At 67.9% G+C, this 25318-nt stretch carries 24 protein-coding genes; 14 read left to right on the top strand and 10 right to left on the bottom strand.

Translation table 11 applies throughout. The annotated features are described in order from the left end of the window. Window positions 1–71 precede the first annotated feature (71 nt). Window positions 72–677 (bottom strand): SACE_7040 family transcriptional regulator, encoded by a 606-nt coding sequence (locus OG405_RS29010; protein WP_327149575.1) that lies wholly within the window; start codon window positions 675–677, stop codon window positions 72–74. A 94-nt stretch (window positions 678–771) separates the two neighbouring features. On the opposite strand from OG405_RS29010, the gene OG405_RS29005 reads away from it, so the two are divergent. The 10 genes from OG405_RS29005 (at window position 772) to OG405_RS28960 (ending at window position 13178) form a co-directional block, all read left to right on the top strand. Beyond that, window positions 772–2409, top strand: a complete 1638-nt coding sequence (locus tag OG405_RS29005; protein WP_327149574.1) for a carboxyl transferase domain-containing protein — start codon at window positions 772–774, stop codon at window positions 2407–2409. Between the two features lie 5 nt (window positions 2410–2414). Then, complete coding sequence (locus OG405_RS29000; RefSeq protein ID WP_327149573.1) at window positions 2415–4505, top strand: ATP-binding protein; 2091 nt, start codon at window positions 2415–2417, stop codon at window positions 4503–4505. A 49-nt stretch (window positions 4506–4554) separates the two neighbouring features. Next, complete coding sequence (locus OG405_RS28995) at window positions 4555–5715, top strand: acyl-CoA dehydrogenase family protein (RefSeq protein WP_327149572.1); 1161 nt, start codon at window positions 4555–4557, stop codon at window positions 5713–5715. Further along, a complete protein-coding gene (locus OG405_RS28990; RefSeq protein WP_327149571.1) occupies window positions 5712–6242 on the top strand; it encodes a MaoC family dehydratase in 531 nt (176 codons plus the stop codon). Before OG405_RS28995 ends, OG405_RS28990 begins: the two co-directional genes overlap by 4 nt. Before the next feature lie 40 nt (window positions 6243–6282). Further along, window positions 6283–7116 carry an HpcH/HpaI aldolase/citrate lyase family protein gene (locus OG405_RS28985; protein WP_327149570.1) on the top strand — a complete coding sequence of 278 codons (834 nt, stop codon included), beginning with the start codon at window positions 6283–6285 and terminating at the stop codon, window positions 7114–7116. 314 nt (window positions 7117–7430) lie between these two features. Further along, window positions 7431–9377: an acetoacetate--CoA ligase gene (locus OG405_RS28980; RefSeq protein ID WP_327149569.1), complete on the top strand. Its 1947-nt coding sequence runs from the start codon at window positions 7431–7433 to the stop codon at window positions 9375–9377. Window positions 9378–9562: 185 nt separating this feature from the next. After that, window positions 9563–10603 carry an NAD(P)-dependent alcohol dehydrogenase gene (locus tag OG405_RS28975; RefSeq protein WP_327149568.1) on the top strand — a complete coding sequence of 347 codons (1041 nt, stop codon included), beginning with the start codon at window positions 9563–9565 and terminating at the stop codon, window positions 10601–10603. A 111-nt stretch (window positions 10604–10714) separates the two neighbouring features. Then, a complete protein-coding gene (locus OG405_RS28970; RefSeq protein WP_327149567.1) occupies window positions 10715–11374 on the top strand; it encodes a formylglycine-generating enzyme family protein in 660 nt (219 codons plus the stop codon). A 177-nt stretch (window positions 11375–11551) separates the two neighbouring features. Continuing rightward, a complete protein-coding gene (locus tag OG405_RS28965) occupies window positions 11552–12349 on the top strand; it encodes a mycofactocin-coupled SDR family oxidoreductase (RefSeq protein WP_327149566.1) in 798 nt (265 codons plus the stop codon). 1 nt (window position 12350) lies between these two features. Next, a complete protein-coding gene (locus OG405_RS28960; protein ID WP_327149565.1) occupies window positions 12351–13178 on the top strand; it encodes a mycofactocin-coupled SDR family oxidoreductase in 828 nt (275 codons plus the stop codon). A 163-nt stretch (window positions 13179–13341) separates the two neighbouring features. On the opposite strand, the gene OG405_RS28955 is transcribed toward OG405_RS28960, so the two are convergent. Together OG405_RS28955 and OG405_RS28950 are read right to left on the bottom strand one after the other, a co-directional pair. Next, window positions 13342–13464 (bottom strand): hypothetical protein, encoded by a 123-nt coding sequence (locus OG405_RS28955; RefSeq protein WP_327149564.1) that lies wholly within the window; start codon window positions 13462–13464, stop codon window positions 13342–13344. A 318-nt stretch (window positions 13465–13782) separates the two neighbouring features. Beyond that, entirely contained in the window at window positions 13783–14238 is a 456-nt protein-coding gene (locus OG405_RS28950; protein ID WP_327149563.1) for a winged helix-turn-helix transcriptional regulator, read from the bottom strand. A 104-nt stretch (window positions 14239–14342) separates the two neighbouring features. Between OG405_RS28950 and OG405_RS28945 the strand changes: the two genes are divergently transcribed. Further along, entirely contained in the window at window positions 14343–15539 is a 1197-nt protein-coding gene (locus OG405_RS28945) for an MFS transporter (protein WP_327149562.1), read from the top strand. 143 nt (window positions 15540–15682) lie between these two features. Here OG405_RS28945 and OG405_RS28935 read toward each other — a convergent pair whose 3' ends face one another. From OG405_RS28935 to OG405_RS28915, 5 genes are all read right to left on the bottom strand, one after another. Next, the gene (locus OG405_RS28935; RefSeq protein WP_327149561.1) at window positions 15683–16546 is read right to left on the bottom strand and encodes an alpha/beta fold hydrolase; all 864 of its coding nucleotides are present in this window, start codon (window positions 16544–16546) and stop codon (window positions 15683–15685) included. A 95-nt stretch (window positions 16547–16641) separates the two neighbouring features. Then, window positions 16642–16899, bottom strand: coding sequence for a hypothetical protein (locus OG405_RS28930; RefSeq protein WP_327149560.1), 258 nt, complete (start codon window positions 16897–16899; stop codon window positions 16642–16644). Between the two features lie 2 nt (window positions 16900–16901). Next, window positions 16902–18566 carry an FAD-binding protein gene (locus OG405_RS28925; protein ID WP_327149559.1) on the bottom strand — a complete coding sequence of 555 codons (1665 nt, stop codon included), beginning with the start codon at window positions 18564–18566 and terminating at the stop codon, window positions 16902–16904. Between the two features lie 30 nt (window positions 18567–18596). Beyond that, window positions 18597–18968 carry a nuclear transport factor 2 family protein gene (locus OG405_RS28920; RefSeq protein WP_327149558.1) on the bottom strand — a complete coding sequence of 124 codons (372 nt, stop codon included), beginning with the start codon at window positions 18966–18968 and terminating at the stop codon, window positions 18597–18599. Window positions 18969–19042: 74 nt separating this feature from the next. Further along, window positions 19043–20578, bottom strand: a complete 1536-nt coding sequence (locus OG405_RS28915; RefSeq protein ID WP_327149557.1) for an FAD-binding protein — start codon at window positions 20576–20578, stop codon at window positions 19043–19045. A gap of 204 nt (window positions 20579–20782) precedes the next feature. Between OG405_RS28915 and OG405_RS28910 the strand changes: the two genes are divergently transcribed. Both OG405_RS28910 and OG405_RS28905 read left to right on the top strand, forming a co-directional pair. Then, window positions 20783–22405, top strand: coding sequence for a flavin-containing monooxygenase (locus OG405_RS28910; RefSeq protein ID WP_327149556.1), 1623 nt, complete (start codon window positions 20783–20785; stop codon window positions 22403–22405). 82 nt (window positions 22406–22487) lie between these two features. Continuing rightward, the gene (locus tag OG405_RS28905) at window positions 22488–23171 is read left to right on the top strand and encodes a PadR family transcriptional regulator (protein WP_327149555.1); all 684 of its coding nucleotides are present in this window, start codon (window positions 22488–22490) and stop codon (window positions 23169–23171) included. Here the strand turns inward: OG405_RS28905 and OG405_RS28900 are convergent. Continuing rightward, the gene (locus OG405_RS28900; RefSeq protein WP_327149554.1) at window positions 23143–23802 is read right to left on the bottom strand and encodes a Dabb family protein; all 660 of its coding nucleotides are present in this window, start codon (window positions 23800–23802) and stop codon (window positions 23143–23145) included. The genes OG405_RS28905 and OG405_RS28900 overlap by 29 nt on opposite strands. Beyond that, on the bottom strand, window positions 23795–24142 hold the full coding sequence (locus tag OG405_RS28895) for a hypothetical protein (protein WP_327149553.1): 348 nt from the start codon (window positions 24140–24142) through the stop codon (window positions 23795–23797). Before OG405_RS28895 ends, OG405_RS28900 begins: the two co-directional genes overlap by 8 nt. A gap of 150 nt (window positions 24143–24292) precedes the next feature. Here OG405_RS28895 and OG405_RS28890 point away from each other — a divergent pair, with 150 nt between their 5' ends. After that, entirely contained in the window at window positions 24293–25249 is a 957-nt protein-coding gene (locus OG405_RS28890) for an alpha/beta hydrolase (RefSeq protein ID WP_327149552.1), read from the top strand. Window positions 25250–25318: the final 69 nt, after the last annotated feature.

Raw genomic sequence — 25318 nt, 5'->3', positions numbered from 1 at the left:
CAGAGCAGAACCTTATGTGGTGCATGCCCGTTCGATTTCTCCGGCACGGGCTTGCACTGTTCCGAGGTATGTCAATACGGTGAGGGCCCGGTGAGCGCGGACAGGGCCATCGCGCGCAGTACCGCCCGGGTACGACCGGGGACCGGCCCGGCACTGTGCGGGGTGGAGTTGAGCAACCCGAATGCCGCGTGTGCCTGTACTCGCGCGGTCTCCTCGTCGAGGGTGGGAGTCAGTTCGCACAGCACCTCGACCCAGATCTCCACGTAACGGCGTTGGGTGCGCCGGATCTCGCGACGGGCGGACGGCGGCACATTGTCGAGATCGCGGTCCTGGATGCGGATCAGTTCGGGGTCGCCGAGCGCGAAGTCGAGATGGAAATCCACCAGGCCGGCCAGTGCCTCCGGCGGACCAGCTGCGGCCGCGGCGACGGCGCTGCCGCCGTCGAGCAACCGGCGGCTGATCCCGACCAGCAGTTCCACCAGCAGCGCCTCCTTGTTGGGGAAGTGCCGGTACACCGCGGGACCGCTGATTCCGACGGCGGCGCCCAGATCGTCGAGGCGCATACCGAGGTAGCCACGTTCGGCGATGAGCCGCGCCCCGGCGGCGAGCAACTGGCCGCGCCGCTGCTGTTTGAGCAGTTCGCGCCGGGTCGGGATGGCAGAATCCGCACTGGTCACCCGCACTCCTTCCACCAGCTCTGGACAACTCGGTTAGTCAAGATTAACCTCAATTCCAGTTATCAGCGATTAACTCATACGTCAGGACGACGCGATGACCCGCACCGCGAGCCCAGCGCCCGCCACCCGGCCCGGATCCGATAACCGAACCGCGAACCTCGCCCTGGCCGGCCGGCTGCGGCATCGGCTCACCGAAACCGCCCGGGGCGGCCCGGAGAAGGCCCGGCAGCGTCATATCGCCCGCGGCAAACTCCTGCCGCGCGACCGGGTAGACCAACTGCTCGACACCGGCAGCCCGTTCCTGGAACTGTCCCCGCTGGCCGCCGACGGTATGTACGGCGGCGACTGCCCCGGCGCCGGCATCATCACCGGCATCGGACGCGTCTCCGGGCGCGAATGCGTGATCGTCGCCAACGACGCCACGGTCAAGGGCGGGACCTACTACCCCGTCACGGTGAAGAAGCACCTGCGCGCCCAAGAGGTCGCGCTGCACAACAATCTGCCGTGCGTGTACCTGGTGGATTCCGGCGGCGCCTACCTGCCCGAACAGGACGACGTATTCCCCGATCGCGAACATTTCGGCCGAATCTTCTACAACCAGGCCACCATGAGCGCCCGCGGGATCGCCCAGATCGCCGCTGTCATGGGGTCGTGCACCGCGGGCGGGGCGTACGTCCCGGCGATGAGCGACGAGGCGGTTATCGTGCGCGACCAGGGCACTATCTTCCTGGGCGGGCCGCCCCTGGTGAAAGCTGCCACCGGCGAGGTGGTGACCGCCGAGGAACTGGGCGGCGGCGCGTTGCATTCGCGCACCTCCGGGGTCACCGACCATCTGGCCGACGACGACCGTGACGCCCTGCGCACGGTGCGCCGGATCGTCGCCACCCTGGGTCCGCGTCCGGACCCGGTGTGGGAGGTGCGGCCCGCGCGCGAGCCCGCCGCGCCCGTCGACGAGCTCTACGACATCGTGCCCGCCGACCTGCGAACCCCCTACGACGTACGCGAGGTGATCGCCCGCATCGTCGACTCCGACTCCGACTCCGACTCCGACTCCGGTGGTGCGGCCGGATTCCACGAGTTCAAGGCCGAATACGGCACCACCCTGGTCACCGGTTTCGCGCATATCCACGGCCATCCGGTGGGCATCGTCGCCAACAACGGCGTGCTGTTCAGCGAATCCGCCATGAAGGGCGCGCATTTCATCGAACTCTGCGATAAACGCGGGATCCCGCTGCTGTTCCTGCAGAACATCACCGGTTTCATGGTCGGCCGCGATTACGAAGCCGGCGGTATCGCCAAACACGGGGCGAAGATGGTGACCGCCGTGGCGTGCGCGCGGGTGCCCAAACTGACCGTCGTGATCGGCGGCTCCTACGGCGCCGGGAACTATTCGATGTGCGGGCGGGCCTACTCTCCACGGTTTCTGTGGATGTGGCCCAACGCCCGCATCTCGGTGATGGGCGGCGAACAGGCGGCGTCGGTCTTGGCGACCGTGCGCGGCGACCAGCTCGACGGCAACGGCCGACCGTGGAGCGAAGCCGATCGAGAGGCCTTCAAAGAACCGATCCGCCGCCAGTACGAAGAGCAGGGCAATCCCTATTACTCGACGGCCCGGCTGTGGGACGACGGTGTCATCGACCCCGCCGATACCCGCACCGTGCTCGGACTGGCGCTCTCGGTGTGCGCGCAGGCGCCACTGGAACCGGTCTCCTACGGCGTCTTCCGGATGTGATCACCATGCTGAATTCCGATCACCCGCTGCCCTTCGACACGGTGCTGGTGGCCAATCGCGGTGAAATCGCGGTACGGGTCATCCGGACATTGCGGGCCATGGGCCTGCGCTCGGTCGCGGTCTACAGCGACGCCGACACCCGAGCCGCCCATGTCCGAGCCGCGGATACCGCGGTGCGGCTGGGTCCGGCACCCGCCCGGGACAGCTACCTGAATATCGAGCGGATCGTCGACGCCGCGCGTCGTACCGGAGCCGGTGCCGTCCACCCCGGATACGGGTTCCTCTCCGAGAACGCCGCTTTCGCCACCGCGCTGGACGCTGCCGGGCTCGTCTTCCTGGGTCCTGCGGCGAAGGCGATCGAGATCATGGGTGACAAGATCACCGCCAAAACCACAGTCGCCGCATCCGGCGTACCGGTGGTCCCGGGGATCGCCGAACCCGGGCTGACCGATACCGCGCTGATCGCGGCGGCCACCGATATCGGTTACCCGGTACTGGTGAAACCGTCCGCCGGCGGTGGCGGCAAGGGGATGCGGCGGGTCGACGATCCCGCCGATCTGCCCGCCGCACTGGTCAGCGCCCGGCGGGAGGCCGCGTCGGCGTTCGGTGACGACACCCTGTTCCTGGAGCGTTTCGTCAACCGGCCCCGGCATATCGAGGTGCAGATCCTGGCCGATACCCACGGCACCGTCCTACATCTGGGCGAACGCGAATGCAGCCTGCAACGACGGCACCAGAAGGTGATCGAGGAAGCGCCGTCGCCACTGCTCGACCCCGCCACTCGCGCCCGGATCGGTGCCGCCGCCTGCGATACCGCCCGCAGTGTCGACTATGTGGGCGCGGGCACGGTGGAGTTCATCGTCTCCGCCGACCGGCCCGACGAGTTCTTCTTCATGGAGATGAACACCCGTCTGCAGGTGGAACATCCGGTCACCGAGCTGGTCACCGGGTTCGATCTGGTGGAATGCCAGGTGCGGATCGCGGCCGGCCAGCGGATCCGGTTGCAACAGGACGATATCCGGCTGCGCGGCCACGCCGTGGAGGCCCGGGTGTACGCCGAGGATCCGGCCCGCGACTTCCTACCGACCGGTGGCACCGTCCTGGACCTGGCCGAACCCGGCGGCCCGGGGGTGCGGGTGGATTCCGGGCTCGCGCTGGGCACGGTGGTGGGCAGCGATTACGACCCGATGCTCGCCAAGGTCGTCGCGCACGGTCACGATCGCGATACCGCGCTGGCCACCCTGGACCGCGCACTCGGCGATACGGTCCTGCTCGGAGTCCGGACCAATATCGATTTCCTGCGTTTCCTGCTGGCCGATGTGGATGTGGTGGCGGGCCGGCTGGACACCGCGCTGCTGGACCGTCGGGCCGGTGATTTCCGGGCACCACCGGTCGCCGACGACGTTCTCGCGGCCGCGGCGATGTACCGGTGGTTGCGGCGCTGGCCGGCGAGTGCGGCCGACCCGTGGGCGTATCCGAACGGCTGGCGGGTCGGTGCCCAGGCGCCGATCCGGATCCGGCTGGCAGGCGGGGACCGCGTGGTGCACGTCCACCTCACCGGCACACCCGATGCCGCCGAAGTGCGGATCGAGGACGGCGAACCGGCCACCGCGACGGCCGAGATCGGTCCCGGCGAGGCGACCGCCGGGGTCCCGGCCGGGGCCGTGGTCCGCGCGGTGACCCTCACCCTGGACGGTGTCCGCCGCGACTACCGGATCGCGGAATCCGAGGCCACGATCTGGGTCGCCGGCGCGTCCGGAGTGGCGCTGCTGCGCGAACTGGCCGAGGAATCCGTGCGCGCCGGTGACGCCACCGTGCACGACGCCGAGATCCGCAGTCCCATGCCGGGAACGGTGCTCGCTGTGACGGCGGAATCCGGCAAGCCGGTGCGTGCGGGCGAACCGATCCTGGTGGTCGAGGCCATGAAGATGGAGCATTCGCTCACCGCGCCACTGGCCGGCACTGTCGAAATACTCGTCCCGGCGGGCGCTTCGGTGCGGTTGGACGAGGTACTCGCGCGGGTGCACCCCGAGCCCGCACCCGGGACGGACCCGGAGCCCGGCACCGCGCCTGCCACCGAACCCGCCCCGAGCTGATCCCGGGCCGCGAACCGCGAAACCGTCCCGAGAACGAGATGAGGACAAGGTGACCGATTTCCTTTCCACCGGCACACTGCCCGAGCACTACCGCGACCTGGCGCTGACCGTCCGGGATTTCGCGAATCAGGTGGTCGCCCCCGTGGCGGCGAAACACGATGCCGAGCACAGCTTCCCGTACGAAGTCGTCGCGGGGATGGCACGGATGGGCCTGTTCGGGCTGCCGTTCCCGGAAGAGTACGGCGGGATGGGCGGCGACTATTTCGCGCTCTGCCTCGCCCTCGAGGAACTCGGCAAGATCGACCAGAGCGTAGCCATCACGCTCGAGGCCGGTGTCTCGCTCGGTGCCATGCCGATCTACCGCTTCGGAAACGAGAGACAGAAACAGGAGTGGTTGCCGCGCCTGGCGAGCGGACAGAACCTCGGCGCGTTCGGGCTCACCGAGGCCGGAGCCGGAAGCGACGCGGGCGGGACCCGCACGACCGCCGTCGAAGACGGTGACAGCTGGGTGATCAACGGCAGCAAACAGTTCATCACCAACTCCGGCACCGATATCACCGCCCTGATCACGGTGACCGCGGTGACCGGGCAGACCGCGGGTAAAAAGGAGATCTCCACCGTTCTGGTACCCGCGGACACCCCCGGATTCACCGCCGAACCCGCCTACGACAAGGTCGGCTGGAACGCCTCGGACACCCATCCGCTCACCTTCGACGACGTCCGGGTGCCCAAGGAGAACCTGCTCGGCGAACGCGGCCGCGGCTACGCCAACTTCCTGCGCATCCTCGACGAGGGACGGATCGCCATCGCGGCGCTGTCCGTGGGCGCCGCCCAGGGTTGCGTGGACGAATGCGTACGTTACGCCGGCGAGCGGGAGGCGTTCGGAAAAACGATCGGGAGCAACCAGGCGATCGCGTTCAAGATCGCCCGCATGGAGGCCCGCGCCCATACCGCCCGCACCGCCTACTACGACGCCGCCGCGCTCATGCTGTCCGGCAAACCCTTCAAGAAGCAGGCTTCCATCGCCAAACTGGTGGCCAGCGAGGCTGCCATGGACAATTCCCGCGACGCCACCCAGATCTTCGGCGGCTACGGATTCATGAACGAATACCCGGTGGCGCGGCACTACCGGGACAGCAAGATCCTCGAAATCGGCGAGGGCACCACGGAGGTACAACTCATGCTGATCGGTCGGGAGCTCGGTCTATGAGCGGCGAGAAGATCACCAAGGACGTCGACCACGATATCTCCGGCCTCCAACGGGTCGTCCAGACCGGTTTGTGGTTCGAGGAACTCGAGACCGGGGTTCTCTACGAGCACCGTCCCGGCCGGACCATGACCGAAACCGATAACGTCCTGTTCAGCACTTTGACCATGAACACCCAGGGTTTGCACATCGACAAGGCTTTCAGTGATGCCCAGGAGCCGTTCCACGAGCGGCTGGTGAACTCCCTGTTCACCCTGGGCACCATGATCGGGCAGGCGGTGGCGCACCTGACGCAGGGCACCACAGTCGCCAACCTCGGCTTCGAGGAAGTGACGTTCCCGGCGCCCTTGTTCCACGGCGACACCGTGTACACCGAGACCGTGGTGCTCGATAAACGGGAATCGAAGAGCCGTCCCGGTCAAGGCGTGGTCACCTTCCGGCACGTCGCCCGCAATCAGCACGGCACCGTGGTCGGGGTGGCCGTCCGCAACGCGCTGATCCGGTTGCGACCGGCCGGGGAGCAGGTATGAGGTCCACGACCGGCGAGCACACCATGAAGAGGTGCGACCAGTGACCGATCAGCACAACGTGGACGCCACCTGGCAGTCCCCCGGACCGGCGTGGTTGTTCTGTCCCGCAGATCGTCCCGAGCGCTACCGCAAGGCCGCCGATGCCGCCGATGTGGTGATCCTCGACCTCGAGGACGGCGTGGCCCCCGCCGATAAACCCGATGCCCGTGCAGCCCTCGTGGCGACCCCGCTCGACCCCGCGACCACCGTCGTCCGGGTCAATCCGGCGGGCACCCCCGACCACGAACTGGACCTGGCAACATTGCGCCACACCGGCTACCGCCTGGTGATGCTGCCCAAGACCGAGTCGATCCATCAGGTGACGGGGTTGTCCCAGTACCAGGTGCTCGCGCTGATCGAAACTCCGCTGGGCGCGCTGGAGATCCGGCAGATCGCTTCGGCCGCCAATACTCGCGGCGTGATGTGCGGGGTGGAGGATCTGGTTGCCGCGATGGGCGGTACCGGCACCCGCCGGCCCGACGGTAGCTATCGCGATGTGGCGCTGCACCTGCGCAGCGCCGGCCTGCTCGCCGCCAAGTCACACGGGCGGCTGGCCCTGGACATGGTGTACCTGAATATTCGCGATCTCGACGGCCTGCGGGTCGAGGCCGAGGACGCGGTGGCGGTGGGCTTCGATATCAAGGTCGCCATCCATCCCGCGCAGATCCCGGTCATCAGGGCCGCGTACGCGCCGTCACAGGACGAGGTCGACTGGGCCCGGGGTGTACTCGCCGCCGCACCGAACCATCGCGGTGTCTTCGCCTACGAGGGCCGGATGGTGGACGCACCCCTGCTCCGGCACGCCGAACAACTCCTGCAGCGCGCGCAGGAGTAACCGACCGGACAGCTCTTGCCCGAATATGCGCGAGCTCGAATCAATCCGTGGAACTGGGCCCCTCGAACACCTACAGTGACATGAACCCGTTCCGGTTGATCGAAACACCCGCCCGCACAAACTTTTCGCCTAACGCATACGCCCCGACCACCCCGCCGAAGGCGGGGCAAACAACACAGTCGGGGCCCGCCCCGGTTCTGGAGCGACGAAGCGAAGGAGCGCAGCGACTGAGCGTAGGAGTGAAGAACCGGGGTTAATAGGGCCCCGACCCGCGGCGCCGAAGGCGCCGCCATAGACACAGAAGGGTCATAGCGGTGGAACCACAGTGGGTACCGAGCGAACGGGATATCGCCGACGCCCGGGTCACCGATTTCGCCCGCTTCGTCGCCGCGCGTTCCGGTACGGAACTACCGGACTACCAAACACTCTGGCGATGGTCGGTGGATAATCTGGCCGAGTTCTGGCTGGCGGTGTGGGAGTACTTCGAGCTCGGGCCTGTCGCCGGGGAGGTGCTGCCCTGTCCGGAGATGCCCGGGACGCGCTGGTTTCCCGGTACGACGTTGAACTATGTGGACCGGGTGGTCGCGCAGGCGCGGTCCGACCGGCCGGCGATCCTGCAGGTCACCGAAGACAGCGACGAGGTCGTGGCGACCTCGTGGGCGGAGCTGCTGGCCCGGGTGGCCGCGTTCGCTCGAACCTTGCGCGACCTCGGTGTCCGGCCCGGTGACCGAGTGGTCGGCTATCTGCCCGATATCTCCGAGACCGTGGTGGCGTTCCTAGGGACCGTGGCGGTCGGGGCGGTCTGGAGCGCTTGTGGGCAGGACTATTCGGCCAAGGCGGCACTGGACCGGCTGGGGCAGTTGGAGCCCGTCGTCCTGGTCACCGCGGACGGGTACCGGTACGGCGGGAAGACCCACGACAAGAGCGCCGATGTCGCCGTGTTGCGTGCCGGTCTGGATACCGTGCGCACCACCGTCGTGGTGTCCCGGCTGGGTGTCGAGATCCCCGACAGCACACCGTGGTCGACCGCGACCGATCCCGCCGGTGGTGGTCCGCTCCCGGAGACCGAGATCGTCGATTTCGCACATCCGCTGTGGATCGTTTTCTCCTCCGGTACCACCGGTCTGCCCAAGGGGATTGTGCACGGGCACGGCGGCGTACTGCTCGAACATCTCAAAGCCATAGCCCTGCAATCGGATATCGGCCCCGACGACACCTTCCTCTGGTACACCAGCCCGAGCTGGATGATGTGGAATTTCCAGGTAGCCGGTCTGCTCGCCGGGGCGACCATCGTCTGTTACGACGGCAGCCCGGCCCATCCGCGGCCGGATGCGCTCTGGGAGATCACCGCCCGCACCCGCGCCACCGTGCTCGGCACCAGTCCGGGTTATGTCCTCGGCTGTATCAAGGCGGGCGCGGTACCGCGTACCGATCACGACCTGTCCGCGCTGCGGCTCATCGGGATCACCGGTTCCGCATTGCCCGCGGCCTCGGCGCTGTGGTTACGCGACAATGCCGGCGATATCCCGGTGGCGTCCATCAGCGGCGGTACCGATGTCGTCTCGGCGTTCGCCGGTGGGGTGCGTACTGTGCCGGTCTGGCCGGGTGAACTGTCGGCGCCCTACCTGGGTGTCGCGCTCGACGCCTTCGACGAAGTCGGGCAGCCGGTGCGCGGCGAGGTCGGTGAACTCGTGATCACCGCCCCGATGCCGTCCATGCCGATCTATTTCTGGCGCGACCCCCAGGGCGCCCGCTACTACGACGCCTACTTCGACGCCTTTCCCGGAGTCTGGCGTCACGGCGACTGGATCACGTTCACCGGGCGCGGCAGCGTCGTGGTGCACGGGCGTTCCGATTCCACGCTCAACCGGCACGGGATCCGGATGGGTAGCGCCGATATCTATCAAGCGGTGGAGCGGCTGCCCGAGGTGGCCGAAGCGCTGGTCATCGGTGCCGAACAGCCGGACGGCGGCTATTGGATGCCATTGTTCGTGGTGCTGGCGCCCGGTGCCGAACTCACCGACGCGCTGCGCGGCCGGATCAACGAGGTGATCCGTACCGAGGTCTCGCCGCGGCACGTGCCCGACGAGATCCTGGCCGCCCCGGCCGTACCGCACACTCGTACCGGTAAGAAGCTCGAGGTCCCGATCAAACGCCTGTTCCAGGGCGCCGACCCGGCGCGCGTGGTGGAACGCAGCGCCGTCGACGACCCGGCCCTGCTCGACTGGTACACCGGGATCCGCCCACCGGCCCAGCGCTGAGCGGCCCACGCCCATCCGCCCGGCGCCGGAGCTTCCGCGGACTCGACAACCGCGGCCCGGTCGGATGCGTAAATGCCCCTGGCTCGGCGCGGCCCGGCTAGCCTGGTCGCAACTGCTGTATCCGCACGTTCGCTGCCGTTCCACCAGTACGCACCCAGTCGCTCGGCTCAGAGAGGACAGGCGCTATGAAGGCACTGCAATACGTGACCGTCGGGGCAGAACCGGAGGTTCGGGAGATCCCCACCCCCGAACCGGGCCCCGGCGAGGTCCTGCTCCGGGTGACCGCGGCGGGAGTTTGTCATTCCGACGATTTCGTCATGAACAATCCGCCGGAACAGTTCGGTATCGAACTCCCCCTGACCCTCGGGCACGAGGGCGCCGGGCAGGTCACCGCCGTCGGTGACGGGGTGCGCGGGATCGATATCGGTACGAATGTCGTCGTCTACGGGCCCTGGGGTTGCGGAAACTGCTGGTTCTGCGCGCAGGGTATGGAGAACTACTGTTCCCGGGCCGCCGAGTTGGGCATCATGCCGCCCGGTCTCGGCTCGCCGGGCGCCATCGCCGAGTACCTGATCGTCGATTCACCTCGCCATCTGGTGCCCATCGGTGACCTCGATCCGGTGGCGACCGTGCCGCTCACCGACGCCGGTCTGACCCCTTATCACGCGATCAAACGATCACTGGGCAAGCTGCGGCCGGGCTCCACGACCGTGGTGATCGGCAGTGGCGGCCTCGGCCATGTCGCCATCCAGCTGCTGCGTCATCTGTCCGCGACCCGGGTCGTCGCGCTGGACGTGACCGACGAGAAACTCGACTTCGCCCGTTCGGTCGGGGCGCACGAGGCCGTGCTCTCCGACGAGAATGCCGCCGGCAACGTCCGCAAGATCACCGGGCCGGCCGGGGCGAGCCTGGTCCTCGACTTCGTCGGTTTCCAGCCGACCATCGATACCGCGATGGCGGTGGCCGGGATCGACTCCGATGTGACCATCGTCGGGATCGGCGACGGCAGATCCGCGGCGCGGGTCGGGTTCGGGGTCAGCCCGTATGAAGCGACCGCGACCTCACCGTACTGGGGCGCCCGCGCCGAACTGATCGAACTCATCGACCTCGCGCACGACGGGGTGCTCGATATCGCCACGGAACGTTTCAGCCTGGACGAGGCACCCGAGGCGTATCGGCGGCTGGCGGCCGGAACTCTGCGCGGCCGAGCGGTCATCGTCCCGTAGCGCGGAGGAAGGCAGGACAGACCTCTCGCGGGAGTACGCGCCGCTGGTCTCCGCGCTCGGTTGCGAGAACTGGAAACCAGGTCGGTAAGTTCGACAGATGTGGATGTGCACGTGAGCGGGATCGAGCTTGTCGATATCCCGCCGGGGCGGGTGACGCTGTCGGATCGGCGGACACAACGCAGTTGGCCGGTGGAAGTCGGTCCGTACCAGCTGGCGGCCGTCCCGGTCACTCGGTCGCAGTACGCACAGATCTCGGGCTGTCGACCCGACGGTATCCGGGAAGATCGGCTGCCCGCCGACAGCGTCTCCTGGTACGAGGCGATTCGTTTCTGCAATGCCCTGTCCGAACGTAGCGGCATGACGCCGGCGTACCGGATCGGCGGCGACGATCAGGTGGATCGGATCGCGGCGGCCGACGGATATCGGCTGCCGACCGAAGCCGAGTGGGAATACGCGTGCCGCGCGGGCACGACCGGCCCGCGCTACGGCACGCTCGACGATATCGCCTGGTACCGGGGGAATTTCGACGACCGGCTACCCGAAGTCGGAACCAAGCAACCCAATGCGTGGGGACTCCACGACATGCTCGGCACGGTCTGGGAATGGTGCTGGGACCTGTACGACCCGGACGTCTACGGCAGCTACCGGGTACTTCGCGGTGGCGGATGGTTCGACGAGCACTGGAGTTGCCGGGCCTCGGTCCGCCGCCGCAGTCATCCCACGGTCCGGCTCGACGATATCGGATTCCGAATCGCGCGGTCGGCGCTGTGACGCTCACCCGGTAGGCGGGCCTCGAAGCAAGAATCTCCGTCACCACCGCCGCAGGACCTTTCCCGCCCAGCGGGAGCGGTTTCGGTCACGGCCCGGTGACCGGGAGGTACGGGGTCGCCGGCAATCCGGCGGACCTAGCGTCGCCCGCATGGATACGGTATTCGCCGGTGGCGCGCGATGAAGCGCCTGCAGAACCGGGTAGCGGTGGTGACCGGGGCAGCCGGCGGGATGGGTCGTGCCCATTGCCGCCGGCTGGCCGAGGAGGGCGCCGATATCATCGCTGTCGACCTGGAGGAGAACGCGGCCGATATGGTCGCCGTGGCCGAAGAGGTGGAGAGCCTCGGCCGCCGATGCGTCACCGGTTTCGCCGATGTGCGCGATCCGCTCGCGGTCGAGGAAGCCCTGAACACGGGTGTGACGCGGCTGGGCCGCCTCGATACGGTGGTCGCGAATGCCGGGGTGTACGCGGATCTCGCCCCGACCTGGGAACTCTCCGATAATTCCTGGCAGCGTGCCCTCGATATCAACCTGACCGGGGTCTGGCACACCGTCCGGGCAGCCGGACCGCATCTGGGCTCCGGTGCTTCGATCGTGATCGTCGGCTCCACGAACGGCATCAAGGGCGGCGCCGCCGCTGCCCACTATTCGGCGAGCAAACACGCGGTGGTCGGCCTGGCCCGGACCCTCGCCAACGAACTCGGCCCGCAGGGGATCCGGGTGAACACCGTGCACCCGGGTTCGGTGGCGACGCCGATGATCCTCAACGCCGACGTGTACGCGAAATTGCTACCGGACCTGCCGAATCCGACCCGGGACGACGCGGCGCGGGTCCTCGCGCAACGCACGATCCTCCCGGTCCCGTGGGTGGAGCCGGTGGATATCGGTAATGCGGTGTTGTTCCTCGCGTCCGACGAGTCCCGATACATCACCGGGATCCAGCTCGTCGTGGACGCCGGACTTACTCAGAAGGTGTGACATGGGACGGGTTTCGGGCAAAGTAGCGCTGGTCACCGGCGCCGCACGGGGCATAGGACGCGCCCAAGCGGTCCGGCTGGCCGAGGAAGGCGCCGATATCGTCGCCTTCGATATCTGCGGTCCGGTGGAGACGGTGATCATTCCGCCCGCCACCGAAGCGGACCTCGAACAGACCGTGCGGGCCGTCGAGAAAACGGGGGCGCGGATCATCGCCGCGACCGTCGACGTCCGCGACGGCGCCGCGCTGCGAGAAGCCACCGATTCGGCAGTGAACGAATTCGGCGCCCTCGACGTGGTGTGCGCGACCGCCGGGATCACGTCGAGCGCCCCGGGCTTGCAACTCACCGAAGAGCAGTGGCGCACCATGCTGGACGTCAACCTGACCGGCGTATGGCAGACCTGCAAGGCCACGGCTCCCCATCTCATCGCACGCGGCAGCGGGTCGATGATCCTGACCAGTTCGATCGCCGGCCTGGTCGGATTGGTCGGGGTGGCGCACTATACGGCCGCCAAACACGGCGTGGTCGGCCTGATGCGTTCCCTGGCGAAAGAACTCGCGCCGCACGGAGTCCGGGTGAACTCGGTACACCCGACCAATGTGGACACCCCGATGATCCAGAACGATATGGTCCGCCGGTCGTTCCGGCCCGACTTGGCGAACCCTACTCGCGAGGAATTCGCCCAAGCCGCGAAAACTATGAATATGCTGCCGATTCCGTGGGTGGAACCGGTCGATATCGCCAACGCGTCACTGTTCCTGGCCTCCGAGGAGGCCCGCTACATCACCGCGATCACCCTTCCGGTCGACGCCGGCAGCACCCAGCGGTAGGGGCAACACATCTCGGCTCACCAGGCCGCCGCCCAGTGAGCCGAGATCGACACTGAGCGACCGACTCGACGGATCTATGGACCTGAGGGCCACCGAATCGCCACTGCTATCACCAGCAGCGGCAGACCGATCGCGATCACGAAGCCGGTCGCCACCGGAGCACTCACGACTTGTCCTTCCCCGCTGTCCAGCGTGCAAAAGTGAGCCGCGGTACCACCGTTTCCACCTCGGCCACGTCCAAAACCGCGTCGAGTTCGAGCGGGCTGAGGTGATCGGGTGCGGACATCCATCACCTGGTGAGCATGTGCATAACCACGGATCGGCTCTCGCGAACGACAAGTCGGCATGTGGTGATCGGGTAGCGCTCGCAACCCGGTAGCGATTCGTTCGAGCAGCGCGCGAGAGTATCGACCGGTGCGCCGGAGACGCAGGGTGGCGGCCATAGCCCGTTGCCGGGCTCGCGCATGGGAAGCGGGGCAACTCCTGGTGCATCGAGTACCTCGCGCGCTCGCACGTCGCCGGGGCAACTCTGCGGGTTACTAGCTGTTGCGAGACGGCAGGTTGTTGACGTCCGGCCTGCACGGTCGCCCCAATTGTGTCTCGATCAGTTGTTTCGTATGACATCGGTTGAGTCGACGTCGACGCGGTCGCCGTGAGAGTCGGTCGGGCGCAGTTGGGCTAGCGGATGGCCGCTCTCGTCCACGAGAGTGGAGTGCGCTTCGTCGTCGGCGAACGCGTGTCGCTCGCCCCACTGACGCATGGCCACGATGACGGTGAAGAGGTCGCGGCCCGCGTCGGTGAGTACATAAATCTGGCGGCGTCCGGATGCTGCCGTCTCTCGCTCGAGGATGCCGTGATCGACGAGGCGACGAAGCCTGTCGGTGAGGATGTTGCGCGCGACCCCGGTGCGTTGCTGAAAGTCGGTGAACGACCGCGCACTGTCCATCGCGTCGCGAATGATCAGCAGGCTCCATCGGTCTCCAACGAGGTCGAGCGTACGCGCGACCGGGCATGTGGGGTCGGTCCAGGTCACGTCGTCAACGTTCACGGCCGGCTTCATCACACCTCCCACAGAGTTGCAGATTGAAACCATTCTGTCATACTCCAATCAGTTGCAAATTGCTACTGATTGGAGTGGATGTGGGACTCACGCATGGCCGAAGGATGCTGCTCGCGATGGTCTGCTCCGTCGCCGTCGCGACGATCTACGTCGCCCAGCCCGTGCTCGCGCAGATCGGGCGAGACTTGGGAGTGGCCGATTCTGACCTGGGGTGGATCGTGGCAGCTGGCCAGATCGGTTACTTGGTCGGCTTGGCTGCCCTTGTCCCGTTGGGAGACATGCTGGACCGGCGCAAGCTCATCGGTGGCCAACTCCTCCTCGCCGCGGTCGGCATGCTGGTGGCCGCGGTCTCTCCGAGCCTGTGGCTGTTGCTCGTCGGTCTCGCCGCGACGGGTCTGTTCGCCGTCGTCGTACAGACCACCGTCGCGATGGCCGCCGACCTATCGACGCCTACGGAGCGTGGTCGCACGCTCGGAATCGTCACCTCCGGGGTCATCATCGGAATCCTCGGGGCGCGTGTCCTGGCGGGGGTCCTCGCTGACCTGTGGGGATGGCGAAGTGTCTATGTCACGCTCATGCTGCTGCTCGTCGTGCTCTCGATTGCGGTGCTGAAGCAGCTGCCAGCAGACCACCGGTCGAATCGTCGGACCTACGGCGACGTGCTGACCTCGCTCGTGCACCTCTTCCGCGAGCCGCTATTCATCTCGCGCGGGATGATCGCGTTCTTCCTCTTCGCTTCGTTCGGCACGCTCTGGAGCGGACTCGCGCTACCACTGGCTGCCGAGCCATGGCAGCTGAGCACGGCCCAGATCGGCATGTTCGGAATCGCTGGGCTCGCCGGCGCACTGGGAGCTGCACGGGCAGGCCGATGGGCGGACACTGGCAGGGCCACCCCCGTGACCGGTACCGCACTCGCACTGCTGGCACTGTCCTGGATCGCATCCGTGCAGGCGACCTGGTCACTCTGGCTAGTCGGCGTCGGTGTCATCGTCCTGGACTTCGCGGTCCAGGCCGCGCACGTCAGCAACCAGTCTCTTCTCTCCGCTGCCTACTCGGGCCAGACCAGCAGCGCCATCGGCGGCTACATGATCTTCTACTCGCTCGGCTCCGCCCTCGGCGCGACCGCCACCACCACGATCTACTCCACTTCAGGGTGGACAGGATGCGCCGTTCTCGGTGCGAGTTTTGCGCTCTGCGGACTGCTCACCTGGGCGCTCGACCGGCGCACGGTCACGAGAACGCGACGTGACGCCGCCGGCCACAGATCAGGTCGCACGGGCACGACGCCGAAGGCAGGTTGAGGATGACTCATCCGGACGCGCCCCTGTCGATCGAGGGACGCCGACGATTGATCGAGCGCTGCAAGACCAGACCAATCGCCCACGTCGCGGCAGAGATGGGGGCGGCGGTCACCGCACAGATGCATGCCGACCGGTCGACCCGGTCAGCCCTTGCGGGTCAGGAACGCCATCACCGCGGATTCGAAGGCGGCCTTCTGCTCGATCATCGCCCAGTGACCGCAATCCGGGAACACGTGCAGTTCGGCGCGAGGAATGGTGCGCATCGGGATCAGGGCCATATCGAGGGGGCTCACCCGGTCGTCACGACCCCAGGTCACCAGCGTGGGGGCCTTGACCTTGTGCAGCATCGCCCACGGGGGCGGGGTGTCGGCGGCCTCCATGGCCCGGACCATCCCGGTGAACGCGGCCTTGCTGTACATGCGACGCGCGCTGTCGAGGGTGGCCGGGTCGGTCGCCTGGGTCCAGCGCTCCTCGATCATCTCGTCGGTGACCAGCGCCGGGTCGTAGACCATCGAATGCAGCCAGGCGATGAGCCGTTCCCGGGTGGGGTTCTCCGTGAAATCCTGGAGGAGCCGGATACCCTCCCCCAGGCCCGGGCTGAAGATGTTCTTGCCGATCCCGCCGATGGTCACGATCTTGCCGACCCGTTCGGGGTGGGCGATCGCGTAGTTCAGCGCGACCCCGCCGCCCATCGAGTTACCGACGATATCGACCCGGTCGAGGCCGAGCGCGTCCACGAACCGGACCACGGAGTCGAGGGCGGTGATCATCGGGTGGCCGCCGAAGTCGTCGCTGACACCGAACCCGGGGAATTCCAGGATCAGGGTGCGGAACCGTTCGGCGAAGAAGCCGAGGTTGCCGCGGAAATTACGCCACCCGGTGACCCCTGGCCCGGAACCGTGCAACAGCAGCAGCGGCGTACCTTCACCTGCCTCGTAGTACCGCAGCACTCCGGCGTCGGTGTGGACTTCGCGCAGTTCGTGCGCGGCGCTGGACTCCGATGTCATCGTCGACCTCCATCTCGGCATAGTTCGGTGGACCACGCTGCCAGGTCCGGGCTGCCCGCTCACCGGGCGTTCCCGGTGAGTGGTCGGTATGCGGTTCAGCCCAGGCGGCCCGGGACGGGTTCGCTGCGGAGCCCGTCGGTGGACAGGCCCCCGGCGGCGACGGCGCGTTCGATCGAATCACGCAGCGCCGCGCAGGTCGGGATCCATTTGCTGTGCTCACCCAGGGCCGCCCGACGGGCGAATTCGGGGCAGGCGGATTCGGCGTCGTCGAGCCACTGCACGCTGGTGTGGCTGGGGCTGAACTTCTCGACCAGCACTCGGTTTCCGCAGTTGGCGCACTGTACGGGCTGCACGGTTACTCCTTCGTCGCGGCGTGGCGGGCGGCGATATAGCCGAACACCATCGCGGGTCCGATGGTGGCGCCGGCGCCCGCGTAGTCGTTGCCCATGACCGCGGCGGAGGTGTTGCCGGCGGCGTACAGGCCGTCGATCACGGATCCGTCCCCGCGCAGCACCTGGGCATTTTCGTTGTACACCAGGCCGCCCTTGGTGCCCAGGTCACCGATCCGGATTCGCAACGCGTAGAAGGGGGCGCGGTCGAGGAAGTCGAGGGTGGGGTGCGGCAGGGTCGGGTCGCCGTAGTACTTGTCGTAGGCGCTCTCACCACGGGCGAACTCGGCGTCGCGACCGCCCCGTACGGACTCGTTGTAGCGGCGCAGGGTCGCTTCCAGCGCGTCGGCCGGTACACCGATCGCCGTGGCGAGTTCACCGACGGTGGCGGCGCTGCGGATCAGTCCCGCGGAGAGCCACTCGGCGGGGAACTTCTGGCCGGGCAGGATCCCGCCGATCGGGTAGCGGCTCTTGGCTTTTCCGTCGAACAGCAGCCACGCGGGGTCGTGGCCGCCGGCCAGCTGCGCGTGCACGAACGTGACGTAGGGCGCGGCCTCGTTGGTGAACCGGGCACCGGAGCCGTCGACGATGACCGAGCGCGGGATCGAACGTTCCGATACCAGGACCTGATTGATCCCGTCGGGCCGCTGGAACGACGGCATCCACCACGCGTCGTCCATCAGATCCACGGCGGCACCGGCCCGTTCACCGGCGACGATCCCGTCCCCGGTGTTGTCGGTGGACGCCGCGCTGAAATTATCGCGTCCGCCGCTGGGCAGATGCTGTTTGCGCAGCGCCTGGTTGTATTCGAAACCGCCTGTCGCCAGCAGCACTCCCTCGCGGGCCCGGATCCGTATCTCCCGGCCCGCGCGTTCGGCCACCACCCCCAGTACCGCGCCCGATTCGTCGGTGATCAGTGAACGCATCGGGGTGTTCAGCCAGAGCGGGACCCCGGCATCGCGCAGGGCCAGCCGGAGCCGGGCGATCAGGGCACGGCCGAGGGTATCCATATGCCGCCGCAGGACAACGGCTTTCACTGCCCGCAGGCCGGTGAGCAGTGCGGTCCAGCGGGCCTTCCACGAGCGGGTCACCATGTTCAGCTGGACGAAATCCTTGGATGTGATGAACAGACCCGGTGGGGTGGCGAGGGCGGCCGGGCGCAGCCGGTCCTCATCGGCGCCGAGCTTCTTCAGGTCCACCGGCAGCGGTTCGATCGACCGTCCGGCCGGACGTCCGCCGGGCGCCTCCGGGTGGTAGTCGGAATAGCCGGTGCACCACTGGAAACGCAGATGCGGGCCGGTGCGCTCCAGGAAGTCCAGCATCGCCGGGCCTTCGTCGATGAACGCGTCCAGATTGGCCGCGGGCACCCGCTCCCCCACCACCGCGTCCAGGTAGGCGCGCACATCCGCCCGGGAATCACGCAGGCCCTCCCGGAGCAGCACCGGGTTGTTCGGCACCCAGACCCCGCCGCCGGACAGCGCCGTACTGCCGCCGTAGTAGGCGGCCTTCTCGATCACCAGGGTGTCCGAACCCCGGTCGGCGGCCGCCAGCGCGCCGGTGAGGCCGCCGGCGCCGCTGCCCACGACCAGGAATCCCACCTCGTGGTCCCAGTGCTGTTCGATAGGGGACACGGATATCTCTTTTCTCGCGGAGCCGGCGACTCAGCCGAAGCTGATGTCCTCGGCGGACCAGAACGCGCGCATACTGGTGATCCGCGCGTCCTCGTCGAAGGTCATGACGTCGATGGGTTCGACGGTGATGGTCTGATCACCGGTCTCGGTGATCACCCGGAAACCGAACGCGGCACTGTCGCCGCTCACCCGCAGGCTGATCAGCTCGGTGCTGCGGTGCGCGGATTCGAGGCTCCGGTAGAACTTCTCGATGGCCGCCCGGCCGGTGTGCGAGGGGCTGCCCACGGGATCTTCCAGGGTGGCGTTCTCGGCGTAGAGGGCAGCGATATCGGCCGCCGTTCCGGTGGCGACGGCATCGAGATAGCGGCGTACGGCCGCGCGGATCCGTTCGGGTTCGGGCATCGGGATATTCCTGTTCGGTTCGGGGGCACATGATCAGGGGCCGCCCATGGGTGCGTGCGTCGCGGTGACGGGCGTCAACGGCCGAGGATGTCGAGGACGGCGAGATGGCCGAACAGCAGCGAAGCGCCGATCGGATTGCCACCGCCGGGATAGACGGTGCCGCTCACTGCGGCCATGGTGTTTCCGGCGGCGTACAGGCCGGGGATCGGTGCGCCGTCGCGGCCCAGCACCCGGGCGGCGGTATCGGTGCGCAGCCCGCCCTTGGTGCCCAGGTCGGACAGGCCGAACGCGGCGGCGTGGAACGGCCCCCGTTCGATCGGCACCAGCGGCAACTCGCCCTGGGAGAACGCGCGGTCGTAGGCCTCGTCGCCCCGGCCGAAATCGGTATCGGCGCCTGCCGCGACCATTGTGTTGTACCGCTCGACGGTCTCGACCAGGTTCGCGGCCGGTACACCGATGATCGCGGCCAGTTCCGCCAGCGTGCCGGCGGTATGCCAGAGCCCGGCGGCCTCGTACTTCTCGGTTTCGACCATCGACACATTCGTGGCCTGGACCGGTGGCCTGACACCGTCCCGGTCGTCGTAGATCATCCAATACGGAAGGGTCAGAGTGCCGTCCCGCAGCCGGTCGATCGCGGCCCGGCCGAGCCGGTCGTAGGGGGCGGATTCGTTGACGAACCGCTTACCGTCCTGGTCGACAAAGATCCCGCCGGTGAACCACAGCGCGAAGGCCGAGCGCCCGTCGGGATGGGTGAGACCGGGCGACCACCACGCCTGATCCATCAGGTCGGTGTCGGCTCCGGCGGCGATACCCGCCCGATGGGCCCGGCCCTGGTTCCCGGGCGGTCCCATCGTGTCGCGGGCGGCACCGGGGACCCCGTAGTGGCTGCGCATCTCCGCGTTGCCCTCGAACCCACCTGCCGCCAGCACCACTCCGCGCCGGGCGCGGATCGCGATCGTGCCATCGGGTCGTTCGATCCGCGCGCCGATCACCGCCCCGGCCTCGACGATCAATTCCACCAGCGCGGCGTTCCGGTACAGCCGGACCGCCGGATAGGTCGAGAGGGCGCGCAGGAAACGGCCGATGAGCGCCTGCCCGCCGATCAAGATCTCCGGCGGCTCAGCGCCGAGCCTGTCGGTATCCAACGGGCCGCGTAGATGTTCGCGCAGTTCACCGAGTTCGGTGGCCGGAAGCGGAACGGGGACGATATGACGCTGCCCGTCCAGACGCGCTTTCGGGGCCGCGCCGAAATAGTCGGGCCAGGGGTACATCTGGAATTCGAAATGCTCGTCGCTCTCCAGGTATTCGACGAGATCGCGACCGCGGCGCACATAGGTTTCCTGGAGCTCTCGCGGGGTGCGGTCCCCCACGACCGCGCGGTAATAGGTGAGCGCGTCGTCGAGGGTGTCGTCGGTACCGGCGCGCTCGAGTACCGGATTGCACGGGAACCAGACCCCGCCGCCACCCGAGTACGCGGTGGTACCACCGAATTTGTCGGTCGCCTCCACCACTGCGACCGACAGCCCCTCTCGCGCCGCGGTGTAGGCACCGGCGAGCCCGCCGCCGGAACCCGCCACCAGCACATCCACTTCCTCGTCGAAGTCCACCACTGCTCCACCGCCTCCTCGCGCTGCCGGCTGCTGCCGAGGCCGACGGTAGGGCCGGTACGCGGCGCGGGCGAACGCGTCTCCCGGTGACCGGGAGAGCGGTGAGTCGGGTGAATGTGCCGGTCAGCGGGAGGTGGGCGTCCAGGACCGGCGGGCCCTCCCTACCGTCGCAACGGAACACCGGACACCCGAGCAGTTGGAGGCACTGTGAACCCCGGAAACCTCTCGTCACCCGGCCGGACCCGAGTCGATGTGGCGGTCGTCGGCGCGGGTATCGCGGGACTGTACGCGCTGCACCGGTTCCGTAGCCGGGGCCTCACGGTACGGGTGTTCGAGGCCGCCGACGGGGTGGGCGGGGTGTGGTACTGGAACCGCTACCCCGGCGCACGCTGCGATGTGGAGAGCGTGGACTACTCGTACTCGTTCGACGACGAGCTCCAGCAGGAGTGGGAGTGGAGCGAGAAATACGCGGCGCAACCGGAGATCCTGGCCTACCTCGAACACGTGGCCGACCGGTTCGATCTGCGCCGCGATATCGAATTCGGTACGCGGGTCACCGATATCGCCCTCGACGAATCGGCGCTGACCTGGCAGGTGGATACCGATACCGGGAGCACCGTCACGGCCCGGTTCGTGGTGCTGGCCACCGGCCCGCTGTCCAATGCCAACACCCCGGCGATCGAGGGCCTGGACATGTTCGCCGGGCAACTGCTGCACACCTCCGCCTGGCCGCACGGCGGAGTCGATCTCACCGGGCAGCGGGTCGGGGTGATCGGTACCGGGTCCTCCGGTATCCAGGCGATCCCGGTACTGGCCGAACAGGCCGCGCGGTTGCACGTGTTCCAGCGCACCGCCAACTACAGCGTGCCCGCCGGGAACACCGAACTCGACGACGCTGTCCGGCGCGACCAGAAGGCGAACTACACCCAGCGGCGACAGTTGTCGATGGCCAGCGGCGGCGGATCGCCGCACCGCGCCCACCCGAAATCGGCGCTGGAGGTGAGCGCGGAGGAGCGTCGCGCCGCCTACGAACAGCGCTGGCGTCTGGGCGGTGTGCTGTTCAGCAAGACCTTCCCCGACCAGCTCACCGACCCCGCGGCCAACGACACCGCCCGATTGTTCTGGGAGGGCAAGATCCGCGCCGAGGTCGACGATCCCCGGGTGGCCGAACTGCTCATCCCCCGCGACCATCCCATCGGCACCAAACGCATCTGCACGGATACGAACTACTACCGGACCTTCAACCGGGAGAACGTGCAGCTGGTGGACCTGCGCACCACACCGATCGCCCGGATCGACGCGGGCGGACTGCACACCACGGGAGCGTATTTCCCGTTGGACGCGCTGGTGCTGGCCACCGGGTTCGACGCGATGACCGGCTCGGTGGCCGAGATCGCGATCACCGGCCGCGTCGGCCGGACCCTGAACGCGGCCTGGCAGGACGGTCCGGCGACTTATCTGGGGCTCGGTATCCCCGGATTCCCGAATCTGTTCAACCTCACCGGTCCGGGCAGCCCGTCGGTTCTGGCCAATATGGTGCTGCATTCGGAATTACACGTGGACTGGGTGGCGGACGCGATCGGGTTCGTAGAAGGGCGCGGTGCCAGAGCGATCGAGGCCCGTACCGACGCGGCGGCGGCCTGGGTCGCCGAATGTGCCGAGCGGGCTTCCGGGACCCTGATGACCCGGGCGAACTCCTGGTACCTGGGTGCGAACATTCCGGGCAAACCGCGGGTGTTCATGCCGTTCGTGAGCGGTTTCGGGGTATACGGCGAGATCATCGCCGAGGTCGCGGCCGCCGACTACAAGGGCTTCGACCTGCTCGACTGAACCGGCGAACGCCCGGCGAGCCCTCCCTTTCGACGGTAGTCATATGCCGGACCGGAATATGACCACTGATAGCATTCGGCGAATGACGACGAGCGAACCCGACCAGGCGCAGATCAACCTGCCGCCGACCAGCTGGGCAGTGCTCGCCATGCTCTCCTACGAGGAGGAGATCTCCGGATACGACCTGAAGAAATGGGCCGACTGGAGTATCCGGTACTTCTACTGGAGCCCTTCCTACAGCCAGATCTACTCGGAGCTGAAGAAGCTCGAACGACACGGGTTCGCGCATTCGCGGGTCGACGCCGACAACGCGATGCGCGGCCGCCGCCTCTACCGGATCACCCCGGCCGGACGCGCCGCCGTCACCGCCTGGACCAACAATGCCCCGGTCGATCCGCCGATGCTGAAACACCATGTGATGCTGCGGATCATGTTCGGGCATCTGAGCTCGCCGGACCGGCTCAAAGAGATCCTGCGCGACCATATCGCCGACGCCGAACGGCTGGAACGCAGTGCCGCCGTCGACGCGGCGGCCGCGAAATCGGAACCCGGCTGGGCCTATTCGCAGATCGTGCTGCAATGGGCCGAACGGTACTACGCCTCCGAACGCGACCTCGCCCAGCAGCTCATCGAGGATATCGACGCGGCCGAAATCGCACTGGTAGCGGCCGAACACGACGACCGGGCCGAGTACCCGCACCCCACCCCGGGACGCTGGCGCGAGGTCGAACAGCGGGTCAAGGAAGAGGACCCGGAGCGGCGCTGAGGACCGGCCGGGTCCGGACGCAGAAACTGTGGCAGACCCGGTCGCGGACGATGGACTCCGGGCATTCCGGGTCGAACCAGCGGTCCACCAGACCCCAGTGCACCGGATGCGACAGGTAGGTGCCCGACAGACCGGCGAGGTCGGTGAACTCCTGCTCCCAGACGTGCGTCCATTCCGCGGAACCGGTGGCCCGGTCCACTCGGCTCAACCGCCAGGCGCGGATGGTGGGGATGTGGCGGGGCATTCGCAGCAGGTCGCCCTCGAATTCGGCGAGCGCGGCCGCCGGTGCCGCCGGGTCCGCCCGCAGCAGCAGGGTGCGGAACACCGTGCCGGCGCCCCGGGGCTCGGCCGCCCCGCCCACACCGGGACCGTGGTCGGCCCCGTCGATGCGTGACACCTCGGCCCGATCGCACACCTCGGCGACCCGATCCATGACCGTCCGCCCGGAGACCGCTTCGGCGAAGTTCAGGCGGAGCAGGATATCGCCACCGTTGCGCACCCCGGGCAGGGTCGGTTCGACCAGCGCGTACGGTCCCGCGCCCACGGCGGCCCGCAGTTCGGTCAGCAGGGTGCCGATCGCGCCGGGGCCGGCATCCGGGACGAGGTGGACGAGACGGGTGACCTCATACATCGGCGAGCGCCTCGATATCGGCGGCCGCTGCCGCGGATTCACGCGTCCGGCGAACGATCAGCTGATCCATCCCGGCCCACCAACGACCGAGTTCCGGATCGGGCCGGCCCTTCCAGGTCATCTCCCACCAGCCGGCGGGACCGTCGAGTTCCCACATCACGGTGACCGTATTGGACCGATCGTCGAGCCAGAGCGGCGGCGCCACCAGGACCTGCGCCAAGGTCATACCGCGCCCGATCGCCCCCGGCACATACTCGGCGAGGTAGCGGTCCACGAATTCCCGTGCGCGGCCGGGCATCGTCTCGATCCGGTCGACGATGTAGACCTTCGCTGCAGTCATCGCCCCACGGTATGACCGCGCCGCGCTGTCCGGCCGAGACCGGTCCACTCTTCGGGAGGAGCGGCTCCACCGGCTCTTTCGCGGATCTACGGTGGCCCGACCAGGGATACGGCCGGTGCCGCACCGGCCACGAGATCGAGGAGGCCGCGGATGGAATCCGGAGCCGTACGCGACGCGGAACCCCGACTGCTTCCCGAGGTGGCCGCGATGCTGGCCACCCTCGACAGCGGGTTTCCCGACGTCACCGCCCTGACCGCACCGGAACTGCGGGCGATGATCCGCGCCCGCCGCGCGCCACTGCAATGGCTGCCGGCCATGCGCGACGTGTACAACCTGACCATCGCCGGCCCGGGCGGGGCCCTGCCGATCCGGATCTATCGGCCCCGCCACGACGCGTCCGCGCTCCCGGTGATCGTTTTCGCGCACGGCGGCGGGTTCGTGTTCTGCGATCTGGACAGCCACGACGAGTTCTGCCGGTCGATGGCCGACGGGATCGGCGCGATCGTGGTATCGGTGGACTACCGGCTCGCCCCGGAACATCCCGCACCTGCCGCACACGACGATATGTACGCGGCACTCGTCTGGTCCGCCGAACACATCGGCGAATACGGCGGTGACCCCGCGGCTCTGGTGGTCGCCGGGGACAGCGCGGGCGGTAATCTCGCCGCCACCATCGCTCTGGCAGCCCGCGATCACGCCGGGCCCTCGATCGCCGCGCAACTACTGCTGTACCCGGTGATCGACGACGATTTCGATACCGAGTCCTACCGCCGCTTCGGTACCGGCTACTACAACACCGCGGCGGCGATGCGCTGGTACTGGCAGCAGTACGCACCGCACGGGACCGGCGATCCGCGCCTGATACCGACCCGTGCGGACTCCCTGGCCGGGCTACCGCCCGCGGTGGTGATCACCGCCGAACTCGATCCGCCCTGCTCGTCCGGCGACGCCTACGCACAACTGCTCACCGAAGCCGGTGTCGTGGTAGGCCACCATCGCTACAACGGCCTGTTCCACGGGTTCCTGACAATTCCGGCCCTCGCGGTCACCCGGACCGCCCGCGCGGAGATCTGGGAAATGGTGCGTTCCGTACTTCCGGCCCGGTAGGCCGGGCACTCACGAACCCCGGTCACGGCACGGGCACTGGCGGGCAGCGGGGTACGCGGCCTAGCGTCA

The sequence above is a fragment of the Nocardia sp. NBC_01329 genome, from assembly GCF_035956715.1.
Lineage (GTDB): Bacteria > Actinomycetota > Actinomycetes > Mycobacteriales > Mycobacteriaceae > Nocardia.
Note: the sequence above shows the minus strand (reverse complement) of the source record. Positions and strands in the feature narration are given on the sequence as shown.